Annotated in this window: 20 protein-coding genes; 9 read left to right on the forward strand and 11 right to left on the reverse strand. The window is 72.2% G+C overall.

Annotated features, from left to right (window positions below; genetic code table 11):
* Positions 1-3 precede the first annotated feature (3 nt).
* The 3 genes from EDD92_RS21780 to EDD92_RS21795 form a co-directional block, all read right to left on the reverse strand.
* The gene (locus tag EDD92_RS21780) at positions 4-924 is read right to left on the reverse strand and encodes a hypothetical protein (RefSeq protein WP_123965885.1); all 921 of its coding nucleotides are present in this window, start codon (positions 922-924) and stop codon (positions 4-6) included.
* A 251-nt stretch (positions 925-1,175) separates the two neighbouring features.
* Positions 1,176-4,304: a sacsin N-terminal ATP-binding-like domain-containing protein gene (locus EDD92_RS21785; protein ID WP_123965886.1), complete on the reverse strand. Its 3,129-nt coding sequence runs from the start codon at positions 4,302-4,304 to the stop codon at positions 1,176-1,178.
* Positions 4,305-4,799: 495 nt separating this feature from the next.
* Positions 4,800-5,726, reverse strand: coding sequence for a DUF3027 domain-containing protein (locus EDD92_RS21795; RefSeq protein ID WP_123965888.1), 927 nt, complete (start codon positions 5,724-5,726; stop codon positions 4,800-4,802).
* Positions 5,727-6,070: 344 nt separating this feature from the next.
* Between EDD92_RS21795 and EDD92_RS21805 the strand changes: the two genes are divergently transcribed.
* The 4 genes from EDD92_RS21805 (at position 6,071) to EDD92_RS21820 (ending at position 9,647) form a co-directional block, all read left to right on the forward strand.
* A complete protein-coding gene (locus EDD92_RS21805; protein ID WP_123965889.1) occupies positions 6,071-7,495 on the forward strand; it encodes an MFS transporter in 1,425 nt (474 codons plus the stop codon).
* A 61-nt stretch (positions 7,496-7,556) separates the two neighbouring features.
* Positions 7,557-8,069: a DUF2771 domain-containing protein gene (locus EDD92_RS21810; RefSeq protein WP_123965890.1), complete on the forward strand. Its 513-nt coding sequence runs from the start codon at positions 7,557-7,559 to the stop codon at positions 8,067-8,069.
* 29 nt (positions 8,070-8,098) lie between these two features.
* On the forward strand, positions 8,099-8,785 hold the full coding sequence (locus EDD92_RS21815) for a futalosine hydrolase (protein ID WP_123965891.1): 687 nt from the start codon (positions 8,099-8,101) through the stop codon (positions 8,783-8,785).
* Entirely contained in the window at positions 8,775-9,647 is an 873-nt protein-coding gene (locus EDD92_RS21820; protein WP_123965892.1) for a 1,4-dihydroxy-6-naphthoate synthase, read from the forward strand. The genes EDD92_RS21815 and EDD92_RS21820 overlap by 11 nt, the downstream gene beginning before the upstream one ends.
* 22 nt (positions 9,648-9,669) lie before the next feature.
* Here EDD92_RS21820 and EDD92_RS52130 read toward each other — a convergent pair whose 3' ends face one another.
* The gene (locus tag EDD92_RS52130) at positions 9,670-10,053 is read right to left on the reverse strand and encodes a cold-shock protein (protein ID WP_030941138.1); all 384 of its coding nucleotides are present in this window, start codon (positions 10,051-10,053) and stop codon (positions 9,670-9,672) included.
* A gap of 164 nt (positions 10,054-10,217) precedes the next feature.
* Between EDD92_RS52130 and EDD92_RS21830 the strand changes: the two genes are divergently transcribed.
* On the forward strand, positions 10,218-10,466 hold the full coding sequence (locus EDD92_RS21830) for a hypothetical protein (RefSeq protein ID WP_030941140.1): 249 nt from the start codon (positions 10,218-10,220) through the stop codon (positions 10,464-10,466).
* On the opposite strand, the gene EDD92_RS21835 is transcribed toward EDD92_RS21830, so the two are convergent.
* From EDD92_RS21835 to EDD92_RS21845, 3 genes are all read right to left on the reverse strand, one after another.
* Positions 10,445-11,077, reverse strand: a complete 633-nt coding sequence (locus EDD92_RS21835) for an HAD family hydrolase (protein WP_399183608.1) — start codon at positions 11,075-11,077, stop codon at positions 10,445-10,447. The two genes, EDD92_RS21830 and EDD92_RS21835, sit on opposite strands and share 22 nt — an antisense overlap.
* 168 nt (positions 11,078-11,245) lie before the next feature.
* Positions 11,246-12,217 carry a hypothetical protein gene (locus EDD92_RS21840; protein WP_123965894.1) on the reverse strand — a complete coding sequence of 324 codons (972 nt, stop codon included), beginning with the start codon at positions 12,215-12,217 and terminating at the stop codon, positions 11,246-11,248.
* A gap of 73 nt (positions 12,218-12,290) precedes the next feature.
* Positions 12,291-13,895, reverse strand: a complete 1,605-nt coding sequence (locus EDD92_RS21845; RefSeq protein ID WP_123965895.1) for a PstS family phosphate ABC transporter substrate-binding protein — start codon at positions 13,893-13,895, stop codon at positions 12,291-12,293.
* Between the two features lie 270 nt (positions 13,896-14,165).
* On the opposite strand from EDD92_RS21845, the gene EDD92_RS21850 reads away from it, so the two are divergent.
* Complete coding sequence (locus tag EDD92_RS21850) at positions 14,166-16,694, forward strand: helicase C-terminal domain-containing protein (RefSeq protein ID WP_123965896.1); 2,529 nt, start codon at positions 14,166-14,168, stop codon at positions 16,692-16,694.
* A 146-nt stretch (positions 16,695-16,840) separates the two neighbouring features.
* A complete protein-coding gene (locus EDD92_RS21855; RefSeq protein ID WP_123965897.1) occupies positions 16,841-18,484 on the forward strand; it encodes a DNA repair helicase XPB in 1,644 nt (547 codons plus the stop codon).
* 47 nt (positions 18,485-18,531) lie between these two features.
* Here the strand turns inward: EDD92_RS21855 and EDD92_RS21860 are convergent, their stop codons facing one another.
* A complete protein-coding gene (locus tag EDD92_RS21860) occupies positions 18,532-18,717 on the reverse strand; it encodes a hypothetical protein (RefSeq protein WP_185124088.1) in 186 nt (61 codons plus the stop codon).
* Positions 18,718-19,044: 327 nt separating this feature from the next.
* Between EDD92_RS21860 and EDD92_RS21865 the strand changes: the two genes are divergently transcribed.
* Entirely contained in the window at positions 19,045-21,108 is a 2,064-nt protein-coding gene (locus tag EDD92_RS21865; RefSeq protein WP_123965899.1) for a UvrD-helicase domain-containing protein, read from the forward strand.
* Positions 21,109-21,224: 116 nt separating this feature from the next.
* Here the strand turns inward: EDD92_RS21865 and EDD92_RS21870 are convergent, their stop codons facing one another.
* Positions 21,225-21,479 (reverse strand): hypothetical protein, encoded by a 255-nt coding sequence (locus EDD92_RS21870; RefSeq protein ID WP_185124511.1) that lies wholly within the window; start codon positions 21,477-21,479, stop codon positions 21,225-21,227.
* Here EDD92_RS21870 and EDD92_RS21875 point away from each other — a divergent pair.
* The gene (locus EDD92_RS21875; protein WP_260326669.1) at positions 21,478-22,011 is read left to right on the forward strand and encodes a hypothetical protein; all 534 of its coding nucleotides are present in this window, start codon (positions 21,478-21,480) and stop codon (positions 22,009-22,011) included. The genes EDD92_RS21870 and EDD92_RS21875 overlap by 2 nt on opposite strands.
* Here the strand turns inward: EDD92_RS21875 and EDD92_RS21880 are convergent.
* Together EDD92_RS21880 and EDD92_RS21885 are read right to left on the reverse strand one after the other, a co-directional pair.
* Entirely contained in the window at positions 22,008-22,724 is a 717-nt protein-coding gene (locus EDD92_RS21880) for a copper homeostasis protein CutC (protein ID WP_123965902.1), read from the reverse strand. The two genes, EDD92_RS21875 and EDD92_RS21880, sit on opposite strands and share 4 nt — an antisense overlap.
* A gap of 315 nt (positions 22,725-23,039) precedes the next feature.
* Positions 23,040-23,711, reverse strand: coding sequence for a maleylpyruvate isomerase family mycothiol-dependent enzyme (locus EDD92_RS21885; RefSeq protein WP_123965903.1), 672 nt, complete (start codon positions 23,709-23,711; stop codon positions 23,040-23,042).
* Positions 23,712-23,718 lie beyond the last annotated feature (7 nt).

A 23,718-nucleotide genomic window follows, 5' to 3' on the forward strand; every position in this document is an offset into this window, starting at 1 on the left:
TGCTTACTGAACGTCGACGAAGTCGCCCGTGGCGTTGACCGCCGGGGTGGTCGTGGTGCCCGCGAAGGAGTAGCGGTAGTAGCCGTCGACCGTGGCCGTGGTCGTCGTCTTCAGGTCACCCGTGGTGCTCGTCTTGATGGTCTTCAGCGTGGTGTAGGTGCTGGAGCCCTTCTTGCGGAACTGCAGCTTCACCGGCTGGGTGCTGTAGCCGTGGTACTTGTTGTCCTCCCAGTTGGCGCGGGAGAGCTTGCCGACGACGGTGATGGTCTTGCCCTTCTTCACCGGCTCGGGGGTGGCGTTGACCGTCAGCTTGGACAGGCGCTGGAGCTTGGTGGTGGCGACGTTGTCCTTCGTGGCGACGCCGACGTTGTCCAGGTTCGGGTTGCTCGGGTCCTCGCCGTTGAACGCGACCGCGAAGGCGCCGGACTTCCAGGCGCCGGACTGGGCGTTCTTCAGGGCTGCCGGGTCGAGCGTGATGGTGGCGGTGCAGTTGGCGACCGTCGCGGAGGTGTCGGTGCACTTCGCGTTGCTGCTGTCGATCCACTCGTCCTCGTTGTCGAAGGACTCGCCGCGGTACAGCTCGACGGCAGAGAAGAAGTCGCTGGCATGGATGTTGACCTCCGCGCCGTGCGTCAGCGTGAAGGAGACCGGCGCCTTCACGACGGCGGTTGCGCCCACGACGATGTTCTTGCCCGCGTTGATCTTCACGCCGGAGAAGGTGGCGTTCAGCTTGTACGGCGTACCGGCGGCGGCGACTGCGGAGCTGAACGCGGTCTGGCCGGACGTGGCGGAGTGGGCGGCCTTGTTCGCGGCGGCGACGCCCGCGGGAGCCTTCGGGCCGTCGGCCGCGAGAGCGGCGGGCGCGGCGAAGGCGGAGAGGGCCAGGGCGCCGGAGACGGCGGCCACGGTGGCACGTATGCGCATTGTGTTCCCCAAGTGGAGAAAGTGGTCATGGAGCCTGTTGGCTCGAGTGATAGATCCGTGGCGGTTGTGGAAAGTTGTACGACGGAAGGGGATTTTTGACGGGGATTACGATCCCCTTGCCAAGATCGGAAAAGACGGCCGCCCCCAAGCCTTCGCGAGGCTGCTGGGGATTCCTGCGGCGCGGCTCACCGACGTGTAACGGCCCGGGACCCCCTCGCGGGGCCCGGGCCGTGTTCCTTCAACCAGACACGTCAGTCGAACCAGCGGTCCCGCGCCAGCTCCTCCGTCCGCGAAGGATCCTCCAGCAGTGCCGCCACCTCGAAGCGCCGCGGCCACTGGCCGGACGCCCAGGCGAGGCCCGCGGCGACGCCCTCCAGGGTGGCCGCGTGCAGTACGCCGTCGGTCGTCAGGCGCCAGTCCAGCTCAACGCCGTCGACGAAGAGTTCCTCGTGTTCGACGTACGTCGCAGGGGTACGGGCGCCCAGCAGCACCTGCACCGAGTCCGGTACGTCGTGTTCCGTGCCCTCGGAGTCCACCGACCCCGTGACGGACTCGCTCAGGCGCCGCACCTGGAACAGTTCCGCCAGCTCGGCCGCCCGGGCGGGGCGGACCGGAAGCAGCGGGACGCCCTCGGTGAAGGGGAGCAGGTCCGGGGAGTCGACGACCACGGCGTCGGCGGCGTCCACTACCTCGACCCGGCCGTCGACGACGGCTCGCAGGTCGTCGGGGAGGGTGACCTGCTCGGGGTCCAGGTCTGCCAACGCACCGTAGAGGGCGTGCAGTTGGGCGCCGGTGACCGGGCGGTCCGGGTCGGCGAGGCGGTCGAGGAGTTCTGCCGCGCCGCCGGGCTCGTCGAGCAACGCCGCCACCGACGTGCGTACGCCGAGCGCCCGCAGTACCTGTTCGTCGTCGAAGCCCGTCGCGTCGGCCTCGTCGTACAGGCCCCGGAGGAGGGGGTCACCGCCGGAGGCCAGCAGGCCGGCGGGGCGGCGGCCGTCGAGGACCGGGTGGCCGCGCAGCCACCAGGCCGTGTAGGGCCGTACGACCTCGTGCGTGCCGTCGGGCAGCAGGATGCGTACCGGCTGGGTGAGGGCGTCGCGCAGGGGCGGCTGGGCGAGCAGGGCGAGGGCCTGCGGCCACTTGTCGTCGTCGACCAGGTCCAGGTCCCGTACGGCGACCAGTTCGGTGGCGACCGGCGGTACGGGGGTGTCCGGGAAGCGGTCGAGGACGTCCTCGCTCCACACGTCCACGGCGTCCAGCAGGCCCGCGTCGTCGGGTTCGGCGAAGTCGCCTTCCCTGGGTTCGAGTTCGTCCGGGTCGAGGACCACGTCGGTGGCCCGTACGAGGGCGAAGTTGGCGAGCACGCCGCAGGCGGCCAGTGGTTGTTCGCCCCACTTGTCGGCCAGCTCGGCGTCTACGGTGGCGAGCTCGTCCGCCCGCATGACCTGGTGGAAGGGGCTGCCGGGGAGGACGAGTTCGCCGGCGGGGGCGAGTTCGCCGTCCTCGTCGGGGAGGGCGAGGGCGCCGAGCCACGGCTCGTCGCCGGGCTGCAGACCGGCGTCCCGTACGAGCGCGAGGACGGTGTCGGCCAGTTCCTCCGCGTCGGGCACGTCCTGCTCCCAGTCCAGTCCGCCCTCGTCGTCCAGGGAGGCGGCTACGGCTGCCCGTACCTGGGGAGTGGTGAGGACGGCGCGGGGAGTTGCGGGCAGGGCGCCGAGCTTCTCCAGGAGTGGGTGGGCCGCCTCCGGGTGGGCGACCTTCAGACCGAGCCGGGCGAGCACCTCCGGGTCGATACGAACGGCATCCGGGCTGGGGAGGAGGACCTGCCGGGGGCCGATGGTCGTCCGTCCGTCGGCGAGCGGCACGGGAAGGCCGGACAGCCGGTCCGGGTCGACGCCGGCGAGGCTGTCGTATAGGCGCCGCCACCAGCCGGGTTCCTTCTCCAGGCCGGCCAGCCGGTCCACGGCGTCGGTGAGGGGCACCCGCGCGACGCCCAACGTCCGTAGTTCCACGCGCCGTTCGAGTCCGGCGGGGAGGAGGGTCGGGAGCACCTCGGCGAGGACCCGCACGGTGTCGGCACCGGCGCCCTCGACGATCTCCGCGTCGCGCGGCCGGAGGGACTCGGGCAGGTCGTCGTCGTCTGCGCGGGGCTCGGCGGCGGGAGGGAGGAAGGAGGTCCGCGGGAGCCGGTCGATGATGGCCGCGCGCAGGGCGCCGTCCAGCTCGCCCTTGCCCAGCGGGCCGGGGACGAGTCCGATGATGCCCTCGGTCACCGGGCGCCAGTCGGCGAGGAGTTCGGCGTACGCGTCCGCCGCGCGCTGGACGAGGAAGTCGGTGAGGGGGCCGGGGGCCGCGTGCCGGCGGGTGGTGTCGAGAGGGAAGGAGGCGATGAGGAGCGCGGGGACGCCGAGGGGCTCGTCGCTGGGGGTGGGGGCGTGCACGACGGCGCTGGTGCGGGGGCGGGCGGGGGCGCTGTCGGTGGCGTCGACGGGCACGGCCCAGGTGAGGGACCAGTGCGGGCGGAGGCGTTCCTCCACGGGGCGGTCGGCGAGGAGGTCGGGGGTGAGGGGGCCGTGGGCGGAGGACGTACGCCAGTGGGTGGTGCCGCCGAGGGAGTCGTCGACGACGGTGAAGGAGCCGTTGGTGCGGCGGCTGAGGGTGCGGGGGCTGTCGCCGTTGATCTCGACGACGACCTCTTCGAGGCCCGGGAGGGCGAGGAGGAGGGCGTCGTCGACGGCGTGCAGCAGACGTTCCGCGAGGTCGGTGGCGGCGGTGTCGCGCAGGGGGAGGATGACGGCGGTGTCGTACGGGTCGGGGGCGGTGCCCTCGGCGGCGAAGGGGAGGCGGAGGAGCGGGACGTGGCCGTCCCGGCGCCGGATCTCATCGCCCAGTCCCGGGCTGTGCCGTGCCGTGTCGGCGGCCAGTTCGCGGGCCTCGGCGAGGGACCAGCGGACGCCGCCGTGGCGGCCGACCAGGGCGGGTTCGTCGGTGACGGCGAGTACGGCGGCGAAGCCGACGCCGAAGCGGCCGACGGCCGTGTCGTGGGCGTCGCGTTTGGCGGAGGCGCGGAGGGTGGAGAGCGACTCGACGCCCGTTGCGTCCAGGGGGGCGCCGGTGTTGGCGGCGACGAGGACGCCGTCGCGGAGGGTGAGGCGGAGGCGGCCGGGGACGCCTGCGCGGGCTGCGGCGTCGGCGGCGTTCTGGGCGAGCTCGACGACGAGCCGGTCCCGGTAGCCGCCGAGGACGAGGTCCTCCTCGGCGTTGGCGTCCTCGCGGAAGCGGGCGGGGCTGGTGGCCCAGGCGTCGAGTACGCCTCGCCTGAGGCGGGCGGTCCCGAAGGGGTCCGCGCCCTCGGGTGCAGGCCGCACGAACTTGCTCACGTTGGCTCTCCTCATCGGCCCTCATCGGCGTGAGCTCGAAGGTACCGCGAGTTGTTCTTCGCCCCCGCCGCCCCTACCCGTCCCGACCCCAGGGGCGCTCCCCCTTCGACCCCGCCGGGGCTCCGCCCCGAACCCCGATCGCCCTGAACGGCCTCGTCCTCAAACGCCGGACGGGCTGAGAGACGCCGACCCGCGCCAAAAACCCGGCGCCAGGACCCACCGCTGACGGGCGGGCGGGGAATCGAGACGGCGAGCGCCGCCTCAGACGCCGGACGGGCTGAAAGATGCCCACCCGCGCCAAAAACCCAGCCCCAGGACCCGCCCCTGACGGGCGGGTGGGGGATCGGGATGGCGAGCGCCGCCTCGGATGGCGGCGAGCCGTGCGTTTGAGCCGCCGGGCAGGGTATTTCAGCCCGTCCGGCGTTTGAGGACGAGGCCCCTTAAGGGCCGAAGCGGGGGTCTGGGGGCGGCAGCCCCCAGTAGACACCCGCAGGCTTACGAGTGGCCCAGCTCCGCCGCGTCCTCGTCGGAGACGACCGGTACGGAGCCCGAGTCCGGGGCCGGTCGGAGGGGGAACGGGTCCACCCTCGTCTCGTCGATCACCGGCGGGGCCGGCTGCGGTGGCTTCGGCATGACCGCGGCCTCGGAGTGGCCTCCGCAGCCGTAGGACAGAGAGACCACGCGGCCGTCGGCCGGCGAGAACTCGTTCGCGCAGACGCCGAAGGCCTGCCCCAGGGAACCGCCGATCGGCTGCAGGAAGCCGCAGCTCACGCAGGACGCCGGTGCCGCCTGCGCCATCGGCGTCCTGGCGCCGTACGACTCCTCCCAGCGGTCCGCGGCGACGTGCAGGCCGTAGCGGGACAGGACCCGGGCGCGGCGCATGCCGAGTTCCTCGGCGACCGACGCGATGGAGCCGCGGGACGGGACGACGGGCAGGCTCGCCGGGGCGCCCGCCGTGACCTCCGCGTCCTCCGCCTCCACCAGCTCCGCCATCTCCTCGGAGACGGCCGAGTTCGGCACGGGCTCCTCCTCGCCGGCGTAGCCGGGCTCCAGGCGGAGGTCCTCGGCGTCGGTCGGGAGCAGGTCGCCGGGGCCCATGTCGCCGGGGCGCAGGCGCTCGCTCCACGGCACCCACTCCGGCGCGAGCAGCGCGTCCGGGCCGGGGAGGAGGACCACCTCGTCCAGCGTGACGAACTTGGCGCGGGAGGCGCGGGCGACCGTCACGGCCCAGCGCCAGCCGCGGTACCCGAGTTCCTTGCACTCGAAGAAGTGCGTGACAACGCGGTCGCCCTCGGACTCCAGCCCGACATGCTCGCCGACCACGCCTGGCGCGGCCGCCTCCTCGGCGGCGGCGCGGGCGAGGTCGACGGCCTCGGCGCACAGGCGGTCGGGGGTGCGGCTTCGCGTTGTCGCTGCGCTCACAGGTATCGCTTCTCTCCTACGCCGTCACTCGGGTGCGCCGGCCTGAAGGCGGTGGGTGCGGACGGAGCGGACCAGGGGACCGCGTCGACGTCCGCGCCCGATCGCACTCGGGCGCACCTCATGCATCCATTCTGCGGGATGTTTGAGAGGCGCGCGGCCGAGAACGTTCGCCACGACGCGCTACGCACGCTACCTTCTCCCGACCGCTCGGCCTACACCGACGGGGGGTTTCCCCCCGCGGGCCCGGCAACTATCTGGCATGCACCTGGGAAAAGCAGAGGAACTACGCGCCCATACGCGCGGTAACCGCACTACACACAGGTTTCTCGGGGCACTATGACGGAGTGGCAGCCGCAAGGACGCCCCCAGGGGCCACCGGGGTCGGTGGGATCAAGGGCAGCAGTCGTGGTGGCGGTTCGGGCCGGTTCGGCGGGTCCGTCCGCGCGGTCGGCCGTGCGCTGCACTTCCCGGTGACCGGAACCGCCCGCGGGATCAGAAAGGCCACGCATGCGCACGGCGCCGGTGAGTCCGGCCTGGGCAAGCTGATCGAACTGCACGCCGTGAACGGTGCCGGTGACGTCATGGTCACCGTCGCCCTCGCCTCCACCGTCTTCTTCTCCGTGCCGACCGACGAGGCGCGGGGGCGTGTCGCGCTCTACCTCGCCATCACCATGGCGCCCTTCACCGTCCTCGCCCCCGTCGTCGGCCCGCTCCTCGACCGGCTCCCGCACGGCCGCCGCGCCGCGATGGCGGGCTCGATGCTCGCCCGGGCGCTGCTGGCACTGATCATCGCCGGGGCCGTCGCCAGCGGCAGCCTGGAGCTGTATCCGGCCGCGCTGGGCGTGCTGGTCGCGTCGAAGGCGTACGGGGTGGTCAGAAGCGCGGTCGTGCCCCGGCTGCTGCCGCCCAAGTTCTCCCTGGTGAAGGCCAACTCCAGAGTCACGCTCGGCGGTCTCCTTGCCACCGGTGTCGCGGCACCGATCGGGGCGGGGCTGCATGCCATCGGTCCGCGCTGGCCGCTCTACGGCGCCTTCGTGATCTACGTCTGGGGCATGTTCCTGTCCTTCACGCTGGCGCCGAAGGTCGACTCGGCCAAGGGCGAGGACACGGCGCTGCTCGCGGCGGACGAGCAGCATCTGCACGGACCGCACCTCAAGCCGGTCAAGAAGCCGGGGCTCAGGACGGTCGGCATCGCGGTCACCCACGCGCTCGGCGCCAACGCGGCCCTGCGCTGGCTGTCCGGGTTCCTGACCTTCTTCCTCGCCTTCCTGCTGCGCGAACATCCGCTGACCGGCGAGAGCGCGGCGGTGTCGCTGGGCCTGGTGGCCGTCTCGGCGGGCGTGGGCAACGCGCTCGGTACGGCGGTCGGGGCGTGGCTGCGGCAGCGGGCGCCGGAGATCATCGTCGTGACGGTGCTGCCGATCGTGCTCGGCGTGGCGATCACGGCCGCGATCTTCTTCGGCGCGTTCCTGGTGGCGTGCCTCGCCGCGTTCGCCGGGTTCTCGCAGGCTCTGGCCAAGCTGGCGCTGGACGCGCTGATCCAGCGGGACGTGCCCGAGACGGTGCGCCCGTCGGCGTTCGCGCGCTCCGAGACCATGCTGCAGATGGCCTGGGTGCTGGGCGGCGCGATCGGCATCGTGATGCCGCTCAACGGCGCTGCGGGGCTGTCCCTGGCCGCCGCGGTGATCGCACTGGGCTGGGTCACCACCGTCCGCGGGCTGCTCGGCTCGGCCCGGCAAGGGGGCGCGCCGAAGCCTCGCGTGGCGTAACACACGGGCACGCCGCACCCCACGTAAAGAGAGCGTCGGACGGGCCCTATAACCTTCCGCCATGACCTCGATGCCTCGCGGCGGAGCCGCAAATGTCCGCGCCGCTGTGCGACGCCGCCGCGCCGTCGCCGCCGCCGGCGCCGTTTCTGCCGGACTGCTCGTCCTGTCGGCGTGCGACAAGCCGACGCCGCTGTCCACCATCACGGTCGGCCGCTCCTCCGTCAGCTCGGAGGCCACCTGCGGCGGCGAGGGCAAGTCCCTGCAGACCGCGGACCTGGCGAAGTGCCTGAAGGACAAGGACATCAAGTCCATCAAGGTCGACCCCGACGACACCGTCCGCTTCGGCGTCGACCCCGAGATCGCCGACAAGCGGTGGACGGTCCTGATGAACGGTCAGCCCCTGACCGAGGACAGCGACAAGACCTACCGGACCATCCCGGGCAGCGTCTTCTTCAACGCCCAGTACGGCGCCCAGGGCAACTCCACCCTGGTCACCATCAAGGCGGGCGACGGCAAGAAGAGCGGCAGCGCGGTCACCGGTCTGTGGTCCTTCAAGCTCAAGAAGAACGACTGACCCCGCCTGCCGAGCCCGCCGGGTCCTTCGTGTCTTCCGTACGTGTCCTCGTGGCCACCGCGGTCCCCGTCGAACGGGACGCGGTGGCCCGGGCGTTCACGGGAGGCGGCCCCCTCACGGTCGACGTGATCGCCGCCGGTGTGGGCCCGGCGCTCGCCGCGGCCTCCACCGCGACGGCCCTCACCACCGCCGCCCTGAGCGGCGCCCCCTACCACCTCGTGGTCTCCGCCGGGATCGCCGGCGGTTTCCAGCCCGAGGCCCCCGTCGGCTCCCTCGTGATCGCCGACGAGATCACCGCGGCCGATCTGGGCGCTCAGACGCCCGACGGCTTCGTCCCGGTGACGGAGCTCGGCTTCGGTACCGTCACCCATCGTCCGCCGGAAGCACTCGTACGAGACCTCGCGGCCGCGACCGGGGCCCGTCCCGGCGCCGTACTCACCGTCTCCACCGTGACCGGCACCGCCGAGCGCGCCGCCGCCCTGCGCGCCCGCCACCCCCGCGCCCTCGCCGAGGCCATGGAGGGCTTCGGGGTGGCCGAGGCGGCCGCCGCGCACGGTGTGCCGGTGCTGGAGATACGCGCGGTCTCCAACCCCGTAGGCCCGCGCGACCGCGCCGCCTGGCGCATCGGCGACGCCCTCACGGCGCTGACGGAGGCCTTCGGGAAGCTTGCGCCCGTCCTGGAGAGTTGGAAACAGCATGAGCAGCATGACCAGTGAGCCCGGACAGCCCGTGCAGCCCGCACAGCCGCTGCAGATCGCGTACTCCCCCTGCCCGAACGACACCTTCGTCTTCGACGCCCTCGCCCACGGCCGCGTCCCCGGTGCGCCCGCGCTCGATGTGACCTTCGCGGACATCGACATCACCAACGGCATGGCCGAGCGCGGCGAGTTCGACGTGCTGAAGGTGTCGTACGCCGTGCTGCCGTACGTCCTCGACGAGTACGTGCTGCTGCCGTGCGGGGGTGCGCTGGGGCGGGGCTGCGGGCCACTGGTGCTCACCCGTGGGCCCGGAGATCTGACGGGCCGTACCGTCGCCGTCCCGAGCGAGAAGTCGACGGCGTATCTGCTGTTCCGGCTGTGGGCGGCGGACACCGTTCCCGGTGGGGTCGGCGAGATCGTGGTCATGCCGTTCCACGAGATCATGCCCGCCGTGCGGGACGGGAAGGTCGACGCGGGGCTCGTCATCCACGAGGCGCGCTTCACGTACCAGAACTACGGGCTGCACAAGCTCGCGGACATGGGCGAGCACTGGGAGGACACCACCGGGCTGCCGATCCCGCTGGGCGCGATCATCGCGAAGCGGTCGCTGGGGGCGGAGGCGCTGACGGGGCTCGCCGAGTCGATCCGCTCGTCCGTACGCGCCGCCTGGGACCGGCCCGAGGTCTCCCGCCCGTACGTCATGGAGCACGCCCAGGAGATGGACCCGGCCGTCGCCGACCAGCACATCGGCCTGTACGTCAACGAGTTCACCCACGACCTCGGCGTGGACGGATACGCAGCCGTACGCGGGCTGCTCACACGCGCGGCGGCCGAGGGGCTGGTGCCGCCCCTCGGCCGGGATGCGCTCGAATTCCCGTAGTGGATACGGGGGTTGTCGAGGGTTATACGTCCAGCTGGTCGGCGACCGCGCGCAGCAGGCCCGCGATCTTCGCGCCGGAGGCCTTGTCGGGGTAGCGGCCCTTCTCGAGCATCGGGGTGATGTTCTCCAGGAGGGTCGTCAGGTCCTGGACGATGGAGGCCAGTTCGTCCGGCTTCTTGCGGGTGGCGGCCGCGATCGAGGGGGTCGGATCCAGGACGGTGACCGAAAGCGCCTGGTCGCCGCGCTGTCCGGCGACGACGCCGAACTCCACTCGCTGGCCCGGCTTGAGCGTCTCGACTCCGGCGGGGAGGACCGAGGAATGGACGAAGACGTCGCCGCCGTCGTCACGGGAGAGAAAGCCGAAGCCCTTCTCGCTGTTGAACCACTTGACCTTGCCGGTAGGCACGTCTGTCCTCGTCCTCGTACTCGTCGGAAAACTGCTTCGGAAACGGCTCTTGATAGCACTCGGGCGGGTCGTCGCGGACCCGCCGGTACCAAGGCTAATGGTCTTCAGGCCGGTGACAAGACGTCGCCGGGTTGTTCCTTCGCGCAGGGAACTACCCTGGTCCGGTGCGTGACAAAACCCAAACGAATTCCGCCGAGCCCGGTGACCGACTGATCCGTGCCGGTGCCATCGTGTTCTTCCTCGGTGCACTGGCCACACTCGTCACAGTGGCTCCGCTGTTCCTCCACGCGAAGCCATTTCCGACGTACATGTTCGGACTGAGCATGCTCATGGGGGTCGGCTTCCTGATCGCCGGCGCCGGAGTGCTGCGGTCGATTGCGGCGGGCCGCCGTCAGGCGCGCGCCGGGCGGTAGTCCGCCAGCCAGCCGGGGAACTCCGTGAGGTCCGCGAGGACGACGTCCGCCCCGGCCGTGCTCAGTTCCTCCGCGCTGCACGGACCGGTCGCCACGGCCACCGACAGCGCTTCGGCCTTGCGTGCGCCGCGCACGTCGCCGATGTGGTCGCCGACGTAGACCCCGGCCCCGTGCTCGCGCAGCGCCTCCGCCTTCTGCTCCGCCCACAGGTCGCCCACGACCTCGTCGGGGTGGATGCCGAGGTGCTCCAGGTGCAGCTTGGCGTTCGGCTCGTACTTGGCCGTCACGACGATCGCGCTTCCGCCGGCCGCCTGTACGGCGGCGATGGCCTCGCGGGCGCCCGGCATCGCCGGCGTGGCGGCGATGGCGATCGTCGGGTACATCGAGCGGTACAGGTCTGCCATCTCGGCCAGTTGGTCTTCCGGGAACCAGTTGATCAGCTCCTCGGCGAGGGGTGGCCCCAGCCGGGTGATGGCCAGGTCGGCGTCGATGTACGTTCCCGTTCGCTCGGACAGTGCGACGTAGCAGGCGTGGATGCCGGGGCGGGAGTCGATGAGGGTCATGTCCAGGTCGAAGCCGACGGTTGCTGGGAGCGGGGTTGTGTAGGCCATATGGGCCATTGTGCCCAGTAGCTCGGTCCTGCTCGTTGTGTGGCGGCTGCGGGTGGGTGGGGGTTGATCGCGCCCACGCGGCGGAGCCGCATATCGACACAGCCCCGCGCCCCTTAAAGCCGCTGCTGCGGGCGCCAAGCGGTGAACAGCAGCGATGCCGGCGCCCCCTTAAGGGCGCTTCTGTGAGCGCCAGGCGATGAAGAGTGCCGACAGCACCGCCGCCCCCCGTACCACCCACGGCCAGGTCTGGGCGATCGCCTCGTTCATGTGGCCCTGGGCTATGGGGGTGCCCCAGCGGCCGTCGTTTCTGCCCCAGAGCCAGACGAGGCCGGCGGTGATGGCGAGGCTGGGCATGCCGATGACCGCCCACTTCGACTCGTTGCGGGTGAGCCGGCGGGAGGCGTAGGCGATGAGCCAGCCGAGCAGCAGGGCGAACCAGTTGCCGAGGATCGCGCCGACGACCAGCAGTCCGGCGGCGATCAGGAGGAGCGGGTTGCTCCAGCCGCCGGCGGGGAGCGCGAGGCGGCGACGCGGGGCGGGGGCCTCGGGTGCGGCCGCCTCCTCGGCTTCCGGGACCTGCTCGACGGCCGGTGGCGGTTCCTTCTCGGGTTCCTTCGGGCGCGGCGGCCTGAGCAGGTCCGGGATCTCCACGCCGCCGGTGAATCCGGGGACACTTTCGCCGAAGGGGGTGCTGTCGACCCGCCACCAGTCGGGCTGGGTCGCGCTGTTGCCGAGTTCCTCGGCGCTCGCCATGTGCGGCGGGGAGGGGGCGGGCTTCTCGGGCTGGGCCGGCTGGGCGGGGCGCGGGCGCGGTACGACCCGGCGCAGGCTCTTCGGCAGGCGCCTGCTGTCGTCCGGTTCGTCGTCCCGCTGCACCGGCACATGGGTGGGGGGCGACTGGGGTGCCGAGGCGGTGCTTCCCGCCGCGGCGACGACCTCGTCGGGGGTGCCGAGCCGGGAGAGGATGCGGCGGACGGCGGCGGGGCTGTCGACGGTGGCCTTCGCCCGGCGGCGGTCGATCTCGTCCCGCAGCTCCGACACCAGGCGCATACGTGCGGCCGACGGCAGTTGCCGCTGCTGCGCCACGTCGCCGACGCGGCTCAGATACTCGTAGACGACCTTGTCGCTCTCGATACCCACGAAGTCCCCTTTGGGGTGGGTGCGTTGGATTTCCCGTGGTGCTTCCCGTGACGACGGTAGCGCAGGCCGCGGGTCACGTCGGTCGGCACACCAGCGGGTATCGCGTCTCCGAGCAGGGGCGGTTGCCGTACGCGCGCAGGACGTCCTTGCCGCCCTGGTCGGTGAGGTAGCGCAGGAAGGCGGCGGCGATGGAGTCGGCGGGCGGTTCGCCGTAGGTGTAGGCGTACTCGGTCTGCCAGTACGGGTAGGTGCCGTTCTCGACGCCGTCGAGGGTGGGCGGCATGTCGTCGATGCGGAGCTTGACGAGACGGCCGGTGGGCACGCTGCTGACCTCGCTGTAGCCGAGGGCGCCCGGGATGGTGGCCGTGCGGTCCAGCAGGTTGTCGGTGCTGTCGGCCTCGCAGACGCCGGGCTTGTTCCGGTCCAGGGCGGTGCAGTCGTTCACGTCGGCCTCCGGGACGGGTCGGCCCTTGAGGACGCGCTTCTCGAGGGCGTTGCGGGTGCCGGAGTTGCGGTAGCGGTCGACGAGATGGACGGGGAGGTCGGCGCCGCCCACCTCGGACCAGTTGGTGATCTTCCTGGCGTAGATGTCGCGGACCTGCTGCAGGGAGAGGTTGCGGACCTTGGCGTCGTCGTTGACGACGAGCGTGAACAGCGTGTACGCGACCGGGCGCGGCAGGATCTGGGGGTGGTTGCCCTCCGCCGGGCCGTCGGTGAAGGCGATGTGGTCGCGGAGGCCCTCGTCGCCCGAGATCCCGGCGCCCGCGCCGGTCTTCTCCAGCGCGGCGACGCCGTTCCCGCTGCCCTGGAAGGTGCCGCCGTCGAGGGGGATCTGCACGCCCTTGGCCGCGCACAGCTTGACGTACTGGCCGGCGGCGGCCTTCACCGCGGGCGCGAAGGCGGTGGAGCCGCCGAGGTGGAGGGTACCGCCGACGCAGTCCAGCGGGGCGGGCTCGTCGCGTACGAACAGGGTCAGGCCCGCCTGGACCATGACGGCCAGGGCCAGCAGGACGATGCCGAACCAGGCCGGCCGGGACGCGAAGACATGGCTCTCGGTCCTGGCCACCTTGAACCGGAAGAACCGGAGCACCGGGTCGAACCAGCGGCGGCGGCCACCGACGGCACCGCGGAAGACGGGCTTCGGGAAGGGCTCCCTGCTCTGGTCGTCGGGCCAGCGCTCCAGCACCACAAGCACCTTGTACTCGGCCCGCACCGGAAGCTTCACCTTCGGCAGCCGGATGACGCCGTGCCGTTCGGGCAGGTGGTTGTCGTGGCCGAAGCCCGGGACGGCCTGGCCGTCCCGGATGAAGGAGTCGCGCAGTTCGTCCTGGCTCAGTTCGGTGACCACCAGGGCCACGACCTGGCGTTCCCGGAAGGTGACGCGTATGCCGCACGGGTCGCTGTCGGGGGTGAGGTAGTCGCCCTCCTCGATCGGGGCGGTGCCGGCGTTCTCGATCCGCAGCAGGACGAAGGAAGGATCCTTCAGGTGGTGGCCGTCCTGCTGCATGTCCCGCAGCACTCCGGCGTACGGCGACTGGGTCGCGTCCGCGGCGAGCGTGTCCATCTGCACGCGGTAGCCGAGCCGCTTGCGGCCGACGACGGCGAACTCCCACAGGAACGCCGCGAAGGGGAAGCCGACGCTGATGAGAGCAACCCACTTGTCGAAGTCGAGGTTCACCCCGGGCCCCCCAGTCCCCCTGTGTCCGCCACACGCCCAATCGCCTGTAACCGCCGTGCAGTTGACAGGGAGCCCAGGGTGACCAGTGGGTGCCGAGTGGGGCCAGCGTTGCCGCAATCATCCTGCTGAAGTTCATCCGGGGGTCATCTGGGCAACGTCCCGTTAGCGCAATCCAGCCCGTCCGGCGTTTGAGGACGAGGCCTTTCGGGCCGACGGGGGTCTGGGGGCGGAGCCCCCAGGGACGCGAGCCCACCCGCTACCGTGAGTCAGATGAGCACCCCGGTCCCGCGTTCTCTCGCGGAGGCACTCCGGCTCAGGGACGACGCTTCCCTGGCGGAGCTGCTGCGCGCCCGTCCCGATCTCATCACGCCCGTCCCCACCGACCTCACCCAGCTGGCGACCCGGGCCGGCACGCGCGCGTCGGTCGTGCGGGCGCTGGAGCGGCTGGACCGTTTCGCGCTGCAGACGGCCGAGGCGCTGGCGGTGGCCGCGGATCCGGCCGGGTACGACGAGCTGCTGGGGCTGATGAGCGGCGACGGGGGCGATCCCGCGGTCGCCGCGGCGCTCCCCCGGGCCCTCGGCACCCTGCGTGAGCAGGCCCTGGTGTGGGGCGGCGACGACCGGCTGCGGCTGGTGCGGACGGCCCGTGAGCTGCTCGCGCCGTCGCCCCAGCATCCGTCGCCGACGGGGCTCGGGCCTACGGTGCAGGAGGCGACGGCGGGTATGTCGCCGGGCCGGATCCAGGAGATCGTCACCGCGCTCGGGCTGCCCTCGACGCACGACTCCGTCTCCGCCGTGGCCTCGCTGACCTCCCTGTACGGCAACCGCGCACGGATGACGGCACTGCTGGCCGAGGCGCCCCCGGAGTCCCGGGAGGTGCTGGACCGCCTGCTGTGGGGGCCGCCGTACGGGCAGGTCACGGCCGATCCGGCGCCCCGGCTGCGCTGGCTCCTGGACCGCGGGCTGCTGCTGCCGACGGCGCCCGGGACCGTCGTACTCCCCCGTGAAGTGGCCCTGCATCTGCGCGGCGGCCGTGCGCATCGTGCCGCCGAGCCGCTGCCGCCCGCCCTGGAGGTGACGGCCACGCACCGTCCACAGGTTGTGGACGCGACGGCGGCCGGGCAGGCCTACACGGCGCTGACGACCGTGGAGGAGCTGCTGAAGGACTGGGACGAGGGCGGGCCCACCGTGCTGCGGTCGGGCGGTCTCAGCGTGCGCGACCTCAAGCGCACCGCGGTCGCGCTCGACGTGTCCGAGCCCGTCGCCGCCTTCTGGGTCGAGCTCGCGTACGCGGCGGGGCTGCTGGCGTCCGACGGGGAGGCCGACGAGCGGTATGCGGCGACCCCGGCCTACGACGAGTGGCTGGAGCTGCCGGCCGCCGAGCGCTGGGCGCAGCTGGCGCAGGCGTGGCTGACGGCGACGCGGACCGCGGGCGTCGTCGGGGGGCGGGACGCGAAGGAACGCACCTTGTCGGCGCTCGGACCGGGCCTCGACCGCTCCGCGGCCCCGGAGGTACGGCACCGGGTGCTGAGCCTGCTGGCCGGGCTGCCGGAGGGTGCCTCCCCGTCCGCCGAGTCCGTCCTCGCCCGGCTGCGCTGGGAACGGCCCCTGCGCGGCCCCCAGCAGAGCGACGACCTGCGCGGACGGCTCGCCACCTGGACGCTGTCGGAGGCGGAGACGCTGGGCCTGACGGGGCGGGGCGCACTGTCGGCGCACGGCAGGGCGCTGCTCGGGGCGCCCGCGCCCGCCCCTTCCCCTGCGCCGAAGGACACCGAACCCGCCCAGGAGGGCCCCGGCGACAAGCTCCCCGTCCACCACACGCCGGTCGCTCTGGAACCCCTCTCCCCCACCGAACAGGCCACCGCCTCCGCCGCGGCCGTCCGTCTCCTCGCCCCTCTCCTCCCCGAGCCCCTGGACCACGTCCTGCTCCAGGCGGACCTGACGGCGGTCGCCCCCGGCCCGTTGCAGCGCCCACTGGCCGACACGCTGAACGTGCTGGCGGACGTGGAGTCGAAGGGAGGGGCCACGGTCTACCGCTTCACACCGGGTTCGGTACGGCGCGCCCTGGACGCGGGCCGCACAGCCACCGACCTGCACGCGTTCCTGACCGCGCACTCCCGCACCCCCGTCCCGCAGCCGCTGACGTATCTGATCGACGACGTGGCCCGCAAACACGGGCATCTGCGGGTGGGCGCGGCCTCGTCGTACGTGCGCTGCGACGACGACACGATGCTCAACGAGATCATGGCCGACAAGCGCGCCGCGGCCCTGCGCCTGCGCCGCCTCGCCCCCACCGTCCTCGCCACCCAGGCCGACCCGGCGACCCTCCTCGAGGGGCTGCGCGCGATGGGCTTCGCACCGGCAGCCGAGTCGGCGGAGGGAGACGTCCTGATCAGCCGCGCCGACTCCTACCGCACCCCGCCCCGCACCGCCCCCGAGCCGGTCCCGGACGGCCCGCCGACCCCCGACACCACGCTCCTGGCAGCAGCGATCCGCGCGATCCGGGCCGGCGACCTGGCCTCCACGACCCCCCGCAAGCAGACCTCGTCGGCCAGTCCGAGCGGCGACCTCCCCCGCACCACCTCCGCCGAGACCCTCGCCACCATGCAGGCCGCCGTCCTCACCGGCGAGGCCCTGTGGATCGGCTACGTCAACGCCGAGGGCGCCGCCAGCCAGCGCGTCATCGCCCCGATCCGCGTCGAGGGCGGCTTCGTGACGGCGTACGACCACACGGCGGACGAGGTGCGGACGTATCCGCTGCACCGGGTCACCGGGGTCGCCGAGCTCGCGGAAGACTGACCACGACCGAACTCGACCGGCAGTGAGCGGCCGCGGCCGGCCACTGCTGATTCACGACCGCCCGTGATCATCCGCGGATGCGGCACACTGGACGTTTGGCCGAGACGTTTGGCCAAGACGTCCGGCCCACGGAAAGGGTGCCCCGCGTGAATGGTCCACTCATCGTCCAGTCCGACAAGACCCTGCTCCTCGAGGTCGACCACGAGCAGGCCGACGAGTGCCGTCGGGCCATTGCGGTGTTCGCGGAGCTGGAGCGGGCGCCCGAGCACATCCACACGTACCGGGTGACGCCGCTGGGGCTGTGGAACGCGCGGGCGGCAGGGCACGACGCCGAGCAGGTCGTGGACGCACTCGTGCAGTACAGCCGGTACCCCGTGCCGCATGCGCTGCTCGTCGACGTCGCGGAGACCATGGACCGGTACGGGCGGCTGACCCTCAGCAAGCACCCCGCGCACGGGCTGGTGCTCACCACCACCGACCGGCCGGTGCTGGAGGAGATCCTGCGCTCGAAGCGGGTTGCCCCGCTGGTCGGGGCGCGGATCGACCCGGACACCGTCGCCGTGCATCCGTCCGAGCGCGGGCAGATCAAGCAGACGCTGCTGAAGCTGGGCTGGCCCGCCGAGGACCTCGCGGGATACGTCGACGGCGAGGCGCACCCGATCGAGCTGAACGAGGACGGCTGGGCGCTGCGGCCGTACCAGAAGCAGGCCGTGGAGAACTTCTGGCACGGCGGCTCCGGGGTCGTCGTCCTCCCCTGTGGTGCGGGCAAGACGCTCGTCGGCGCCGGGTCCATGGCGCAGGCGAAGTCGACGACCCTGATCCTCGTCACCAACACCGTCTCGGCGCGGCAGTGGAAGCACGAGCTCGTGAAGCGCACGAGCCTCACCGAGGAAGAGATCGGTGAGTACAGCGGTACGCGGAAGGAGATCCGGCCGGTCACCATCGCCACGTACCAGGTGCTGACCACCAGGCGGAAGGGCATCTACCCGCACCTCGAACTCTTCGACTCCCGCGACTGGGGGCTGATCGTCTACGACGAGGTGCATCTGCTGCCCGCGCCGGTCTTCAAGTTCACGGCGGATCTGCAGGCACGGCGGCGGCTGGGTCTGACCGCGACCCTCGTACGCGAGGACGGACGCGAGTCGGACGTGTTCTCGCTGATCGGCCCCAAGCGGTTCGACGCGCCGTGGAAGGAGATCGAGGCGCAGGGGTACATCGCGCCCGCCGACTGCGTGGAGGTCCGGGTCAACCTGACCGACTCCGAGCGGCTCGCCTACGCCACCGCCGAGCAGGAGGAGAAGTACCGCTACTGCGCGACGACGGAGACGAAGCGGAAGGTCACCGAGGCGATCGTCCGCCGTTTCGCAGGCCAGCAGATCCTTGTCATCGGGCAGTACATCGACCAACTCGACGAGCTGGGCGAGCACTTGAACGCGCCCGTCATCAAGGGCGAGACCTCCAACGCCCAGCGCGAGAAGCTCTTCGACGCCTTCCGGGAGGGCGAGATCAGCGTCCTCGTCGTCTCCAAGGTCGCGAACTTCTCCATCGATCTGCCCGAGGCGACCGTCGCCGTCCAGGTGTCGGGCACCTTCGGATCACGGCAGGAGGAGGCCCAGCGGCTCGGACGGGTACTGCGCCCCAAGGCCGACGGCCACCAGGCGCACTTCTACTCGGTCGTCGCCCGCGACACCCTCGACCAGGACTTCGCCGCCCACCGCCAGCGCTTCCTGGCGGAACAGGGCTACGCATACCGGATCGTGGACGCGGACGAGATCCTGGCGGAGGGCTGAGCACAGCAAGTCCCCCGCATGGAAGCCGCGTCGGTGACCCTGTGCCGTCACTTACGGCGTACGCCCGCTTCCTCGCCGTACTCACCGAGTACGACCACGTCGAAGACGGCGCCCGCGAACACCTTCACGGCGCGCAGGGCGTCGCCGAGGCGGTGGCGGTGACTGCCGAGGACGGGGGTGGCGCCGGGCGGGCCGGGCCGGCCGGGGGCTGAGGTGATGGTCGCTGCGCTCATGTATCCATGGTGGATCGGCAGGCATAAAGAGGGCATCGGCCTGCGGGCCGAACCTCCTTCGTCGCCGCGTACGACTCCGGTCGTGGCCCTCCCCCTCTGGTATTACGGGGAGATCCCCTAGGGGGTCCTGAGAGGGAGAACAGAGGGAGGACAGGGGACAGGGGGGACAAGGGGGGGACAGGGGGAGGAAAAATCGTTGGCCTCCGTCTTCCCCGTTCACCTAGAATCTCCGCTCTTGCCCGCCTCCCTCCGCGGAGCGCCGCCGCCCGGACGGAAACCGGTCGGCACCTCGCAGCCCCAGCCCGCAGCACCTTCGGAGGCACCCCCTTGTCCACGCCCGTCGACGACCCCGCCCCTCTCGACGACCCCCTCTCCCGCGAGCGCACCCACCTCGCCGAATCCCGTGCCGCCCTGCGCGCCATGCGCAAGGACGTCGAGTCGCTCGACATCAGAGACGTCACCGCGAACTGGGTCAACGCCGAGGTCCTGGCCCGCCAGATCGACGAGCGCATCAAGGCACTGGCCGACCTCAGCGACACCCCGCTGTTCTTCGGCCGCCTCGACTACCTGCACTCGCCCGGCGCCGACCAGGCCGAGGGCGCGGACGGCGAGAGGTTCTACATCGGGCGCCGGCACGTGCACGACCACGACGGCGACCCCATGGTCATCGACTGGCGGGCACCGGTCTCCCAGCCGTTCTACCGGGCGTCGAAGAAGGACCCGCTGGACATCGCGCTGCGCCGCCGCTTCGGGTACACCCGCGGCGACATCACGGCGTACGAGGACGAGCACCTCTCCGACCCGGCAGAGGCCACCCGCACCAGCAAACTGCTCCAGCAGGAGATCGAGCGCCCGCGCGTGGGCCCGATGCGGGACATCGTGGCGACCATCCAGCCCGAGCAGGACGAGATCGTGCGGAGCGGGCTGGGCGGGACCGTGTGCGTGCAGGGAGGGCCGGGGACGGGGAAGACCGCCGTCGGCCTGCACCGGGTGGCGTACCTGTTGTACGCCCACCGTGAGCGGCTCGCCCGCACCGGCACGCTCGTCATCGGGCCGAACAGGTCCTTCCTGCACTACATCGAGCAAGTCCTGCCCGCGCTGGGCGAGTTGACGGTGCAGCAGGCCACCGTCGACGACCTCGTGGCGCAGGGCATCGAGGTCCGGGGCACCGACGACGCGGCGGCCGCGGTCATCAAGGGCGACGCGAGGATGGCGGAGGTGCTGCGGCGGGCCGTCCACTCCCACGTCACCATGCCGACCGAACCCGTCGTCGTGGTGCGCGGCTCACGCCGCTGGCGGGTGCCCGCGTACGAACTCGAGGACATCGTCCGGGAGCTGCTCGACCGCGGCATCCGCTACGGCGCCGCCCGCGAGGCCCTCCCGCAGCGCATCGCGCACGCCGTGCTGGTGCAGATGGAGCGGTCGGGGGAGGCGCCGGACGACCGGGTGCAGGACGCGGTGGCCCGCAACGCGGCGGTCAAGGCGGCCGTCAAGGCGATCTGGCCGCCCGTCGACCCGGCCAAGCTCGTCCTGCGCCTGCTCACGGACGCGGACTTCCTCGCCGTACACGCGGACGGAGTCCTGGATGAGGACGAGCAGAAGTCGATTCTCTGGGCGAAGCCTGTCCGCAGCGTGAAGTCCGCCAAGTGGTCTCCCGCCGATGCGGTGTTGATCGACGAGACGACGGACCTCGTCCAGCGCACGCACTCCCTCGGGCATGTGGTCCTGGACGAGGCGCAGGACCTCTCCCCCATGCAGTACCGCGCGGTCGGCCGCCGCTGCACCACCGGTTCGGCGACCGTCCTCGGCGACCTGGCGCAGGGCACCACGCCCTGGGCGACGAGGAGTTGGGACGAGGCGCTCACCCACCTCGGCAAGTCGGACGGCGTGATCGAGGAGCTGACGGCCGGTTTCCGCGTCCCGACGGACGTCATCACCTACGCCTCCCGCCTGCTGCCGCACATCGCCCCCGGCCTGACCCCGGTCGCGTCGGTCCGTGAGAACCCCGGTTTCTTCGCCCTCCGCCCGATTTCCGGGGCGGCCGAAGTCGTCGCCGCCTGCGAGGAGTTGCTCCGCAACGAGGGGTCGACGGGCCTGATCGCGGCCGACGCCCGCGTCCCGGCCCTGGCTCAGGCTCTGACGGCGGCCGGGATCACCTACCTGGCCCCCGGTGAGGAGACGACCGCCGAGACCCGCCTCACCCTGGTCCCGGCCTCGCTGGCCAAGGGCCTGGAGTACGACTACGTGGTCCTGGACGAGCCGCAGGCGGTGGTGGACGGCGAGCCCGACGAGCGGACGGGCCTGCGCCGCCTGTACGTGGCGCTGACCCGGGCGGTGTCCGGGCTGATCGTGACGCATGCGGCCCCGTTGCCGCCGCAGCTGGCCGAGTAGGGTGCTCTTCCGTTCTGGCATGTCCCCTCGGAAAGGCCCCAGTTGAGCACGCCGCCACCCTCACACCCTGCCTACCAGCCGGTTCCGGGGCCGTATCAGCACCCTTCTGGGCCGTATCAGCAGACACCGGGTCCAGGTCCGTACCCGCAGCCCTCCGGGGCGTACCCGCCCGCTCCCGCCTGGCCGCAGCAGTACGGCGGCGGAGCCTGGGGACCGGTGGGCGGGCCGGGGGCGGCCTGCCAGGTGTGCGGGGCGACGCCCGCCGCGCCGGTGACGATCCGTGGCCACCAGGGCATGGTGGTGATGATGCGGTTCCTGCGGCGGGAGGGGATGTTCTGCCGTACCTGCGCGCTGGCGAGCTTCCGGGACATGCAGGCGGACACCATGGTGATGGGCTGGTGGGGACCGCTGTCGGTGCTCATCACGCCCTTCACACTGCTGGGCAACCTCAGCGCCCTGTCCGGCATCCGGCGCATCCCGGAGCCGGTCAAGCCGGGCTTCCGGCCGCCGCTGGATCCCGGCAGACCGGTGTTCCGGCGGCCGGCGGGCATCCTCGCGCTGATCCCGCTGTGCCTGGTCGGCCTCGTGATGGTCGCGATTCCGCTGCTTCTGATCATCGGCCTGGTGGTCGGGCCGGGTCACGGCACCGACCGCACCGACAGCACCGGCGCCTCCGCCTATCCGACCCGGGACTACCCGGCCCTGACGGTCGGCTCGTGCGCCCGCAACGATGCCGCCTGGCCCGCGGAGAAGATCAAGCCCGAGTCCTGTGACTCCTCCGCCGCGCAGTACAGCGTCCGCGCCTGGCCGGACGGCGGGTGCGCGTCCGGGGATCACCCCGTCGGCCCGATGTACAACAAGGACCACACCGGGCCCATGTGCCTGCGCCCCCTGAAGGACTAGGGCCCATTGCCCGGGGTCCCGTCCAGCACCGCCCGCCACTCCGCCACGGCCGCCGCCGAGACCGGCCCCTCCCAACCCCCCGGCCGAGCAGCCCCGCCGATGTGAAACGCGTCGATCCCGGCGGCCTTGAGCTGCGGCACATGGTCCAGCCGCAGCCCCCCGCCCACCATGATCTGCGGCTCATAGCCGGGCTCCCCGCACCGCGCCGCCTCGGCGAGCAGTGTGGGGAGGCCGTCGTCCACCCCGGTGGCCGAACCGGCCGTGAGGTAGGTGTCGTGACCCGGCAGGCCGTCCAGCTGCTTGCGCAGTGCGTCCCGGTCCGTGGCCCGGTCGATCGCGCGGTGGAAGGTCCAGCGGCAGCCGTCCAGTTCCTCCACGAGCCGCTCCACGGCGTCCAGGTCGACCTGCCCGTCCGCGTCGAGGAACCCGAGCACGAACTCGTCGGCCCCCGCCGCCCGCATCTCCCGGACGACCCGGACCAGCCGCGCGACACCCTCGGAGTCTCCCGCGGCGAACCCGTCCGCCAGCCGCAGCATCACGCGCAGGTCGATGTCGACGGCGGCCCGGATCCCGGCGAAGGTCTCGACCGGCGGGGTCAGCCCGTCGGCCGCCATGTCGGCGACCAGCTCCAGCCGGTCCGCGCCTCCGGCCTGGGCGGCGACCGCGTCCTCGACACCGAGGGCGATCACCTCCAGGACTGCACGCATGCTCATAGGGCCCCTTCCGTCGGTGTTCCCCTGGAGCGACTACAGGTCTAGTCCAATCTCAGGGTACGACGGCGGGGCGGACGACCGCGAGATCGCCCCCCGGGTCCGGCACTGCGGCGGCCGTGGCGTACGGCTTCGACCGGCCGGTGCTGCTGGGCGAGACGTACGCCGCCGCGATCGCCTTCGGGGCCGGCGACCCTGCTCACACCGAGGCGCCGGCGGGGCGACCGCCGCGCGCGCCGACGCCTTCCTCCGGACCCTGCACGACGGGCACGGCACCCGGTCGGCCACCTGTCCGGCGCGGAGGGGATCCGCGGTCCGTCAGCCGAACATGTTCAGCTCCGCCGGCTCCGCTCCCACCAGCTCGTACGCCGTGCCCTTGGGCACCGAACGGCCCGCGTAGAGCCGTACGAGGGTTGCCGCGTCGCCGATGAAGCGCGCCGGGTTCCGCTCCCCGCTCGCCTCCCCCAGCAGCAGCGGCTCGTCCACGTCGTCGAGATCGGCGTGCAGCGGCAGACGGCCCCTCTCGCGGGTGATCCGGGCGAGGAGGGCGAGGGCGTCCGGGAGTCCGGGGCCCCCGTACGCCTCCGGCTCACCCCAGACGTCCCGTACGTCGCCCGCGTGCACCCACTCCCCCAGCGCGACCCGGTCCAGCACACCACCCGCCTTGCCGATCACCGGTCCCGCCTCGGTCATCCCGCGCTCCAGCTCGTCCACGACCTGCTGGTTCGTCCAGTCGGCGCGCTCGGCGATGTCCCGGTCGTTGGAGGCGGGCGAGAAGACGCCCTCCTCGAAACGGCTCTCCACCACCCGGAGCAGCGCGGAGGAACAGTGCGCGAGCACGTCCCGGACCGTCCACCCCGGACACGCGGTGGTCGGCAGTGCGAAGTCCGCGTCCGGGCGGGCGCGGAGGACCGGGATCAGGGCGTCACGCTCGACGGCCAGGAGGCGTCCGGGCAGTTCGGGGTCGCGTACATCGTCAGTTGTCGTCATGGGGGCC

Origin of the sequence: Streptomyces sp. TLI_185 (genome assembly GCF_003814765.1) — a bacterium.
GTDB lineage: Bacteria > Actinomycetota > Actinomycetes > Streptomycetales > Streptomycetaceae > Streptomyces.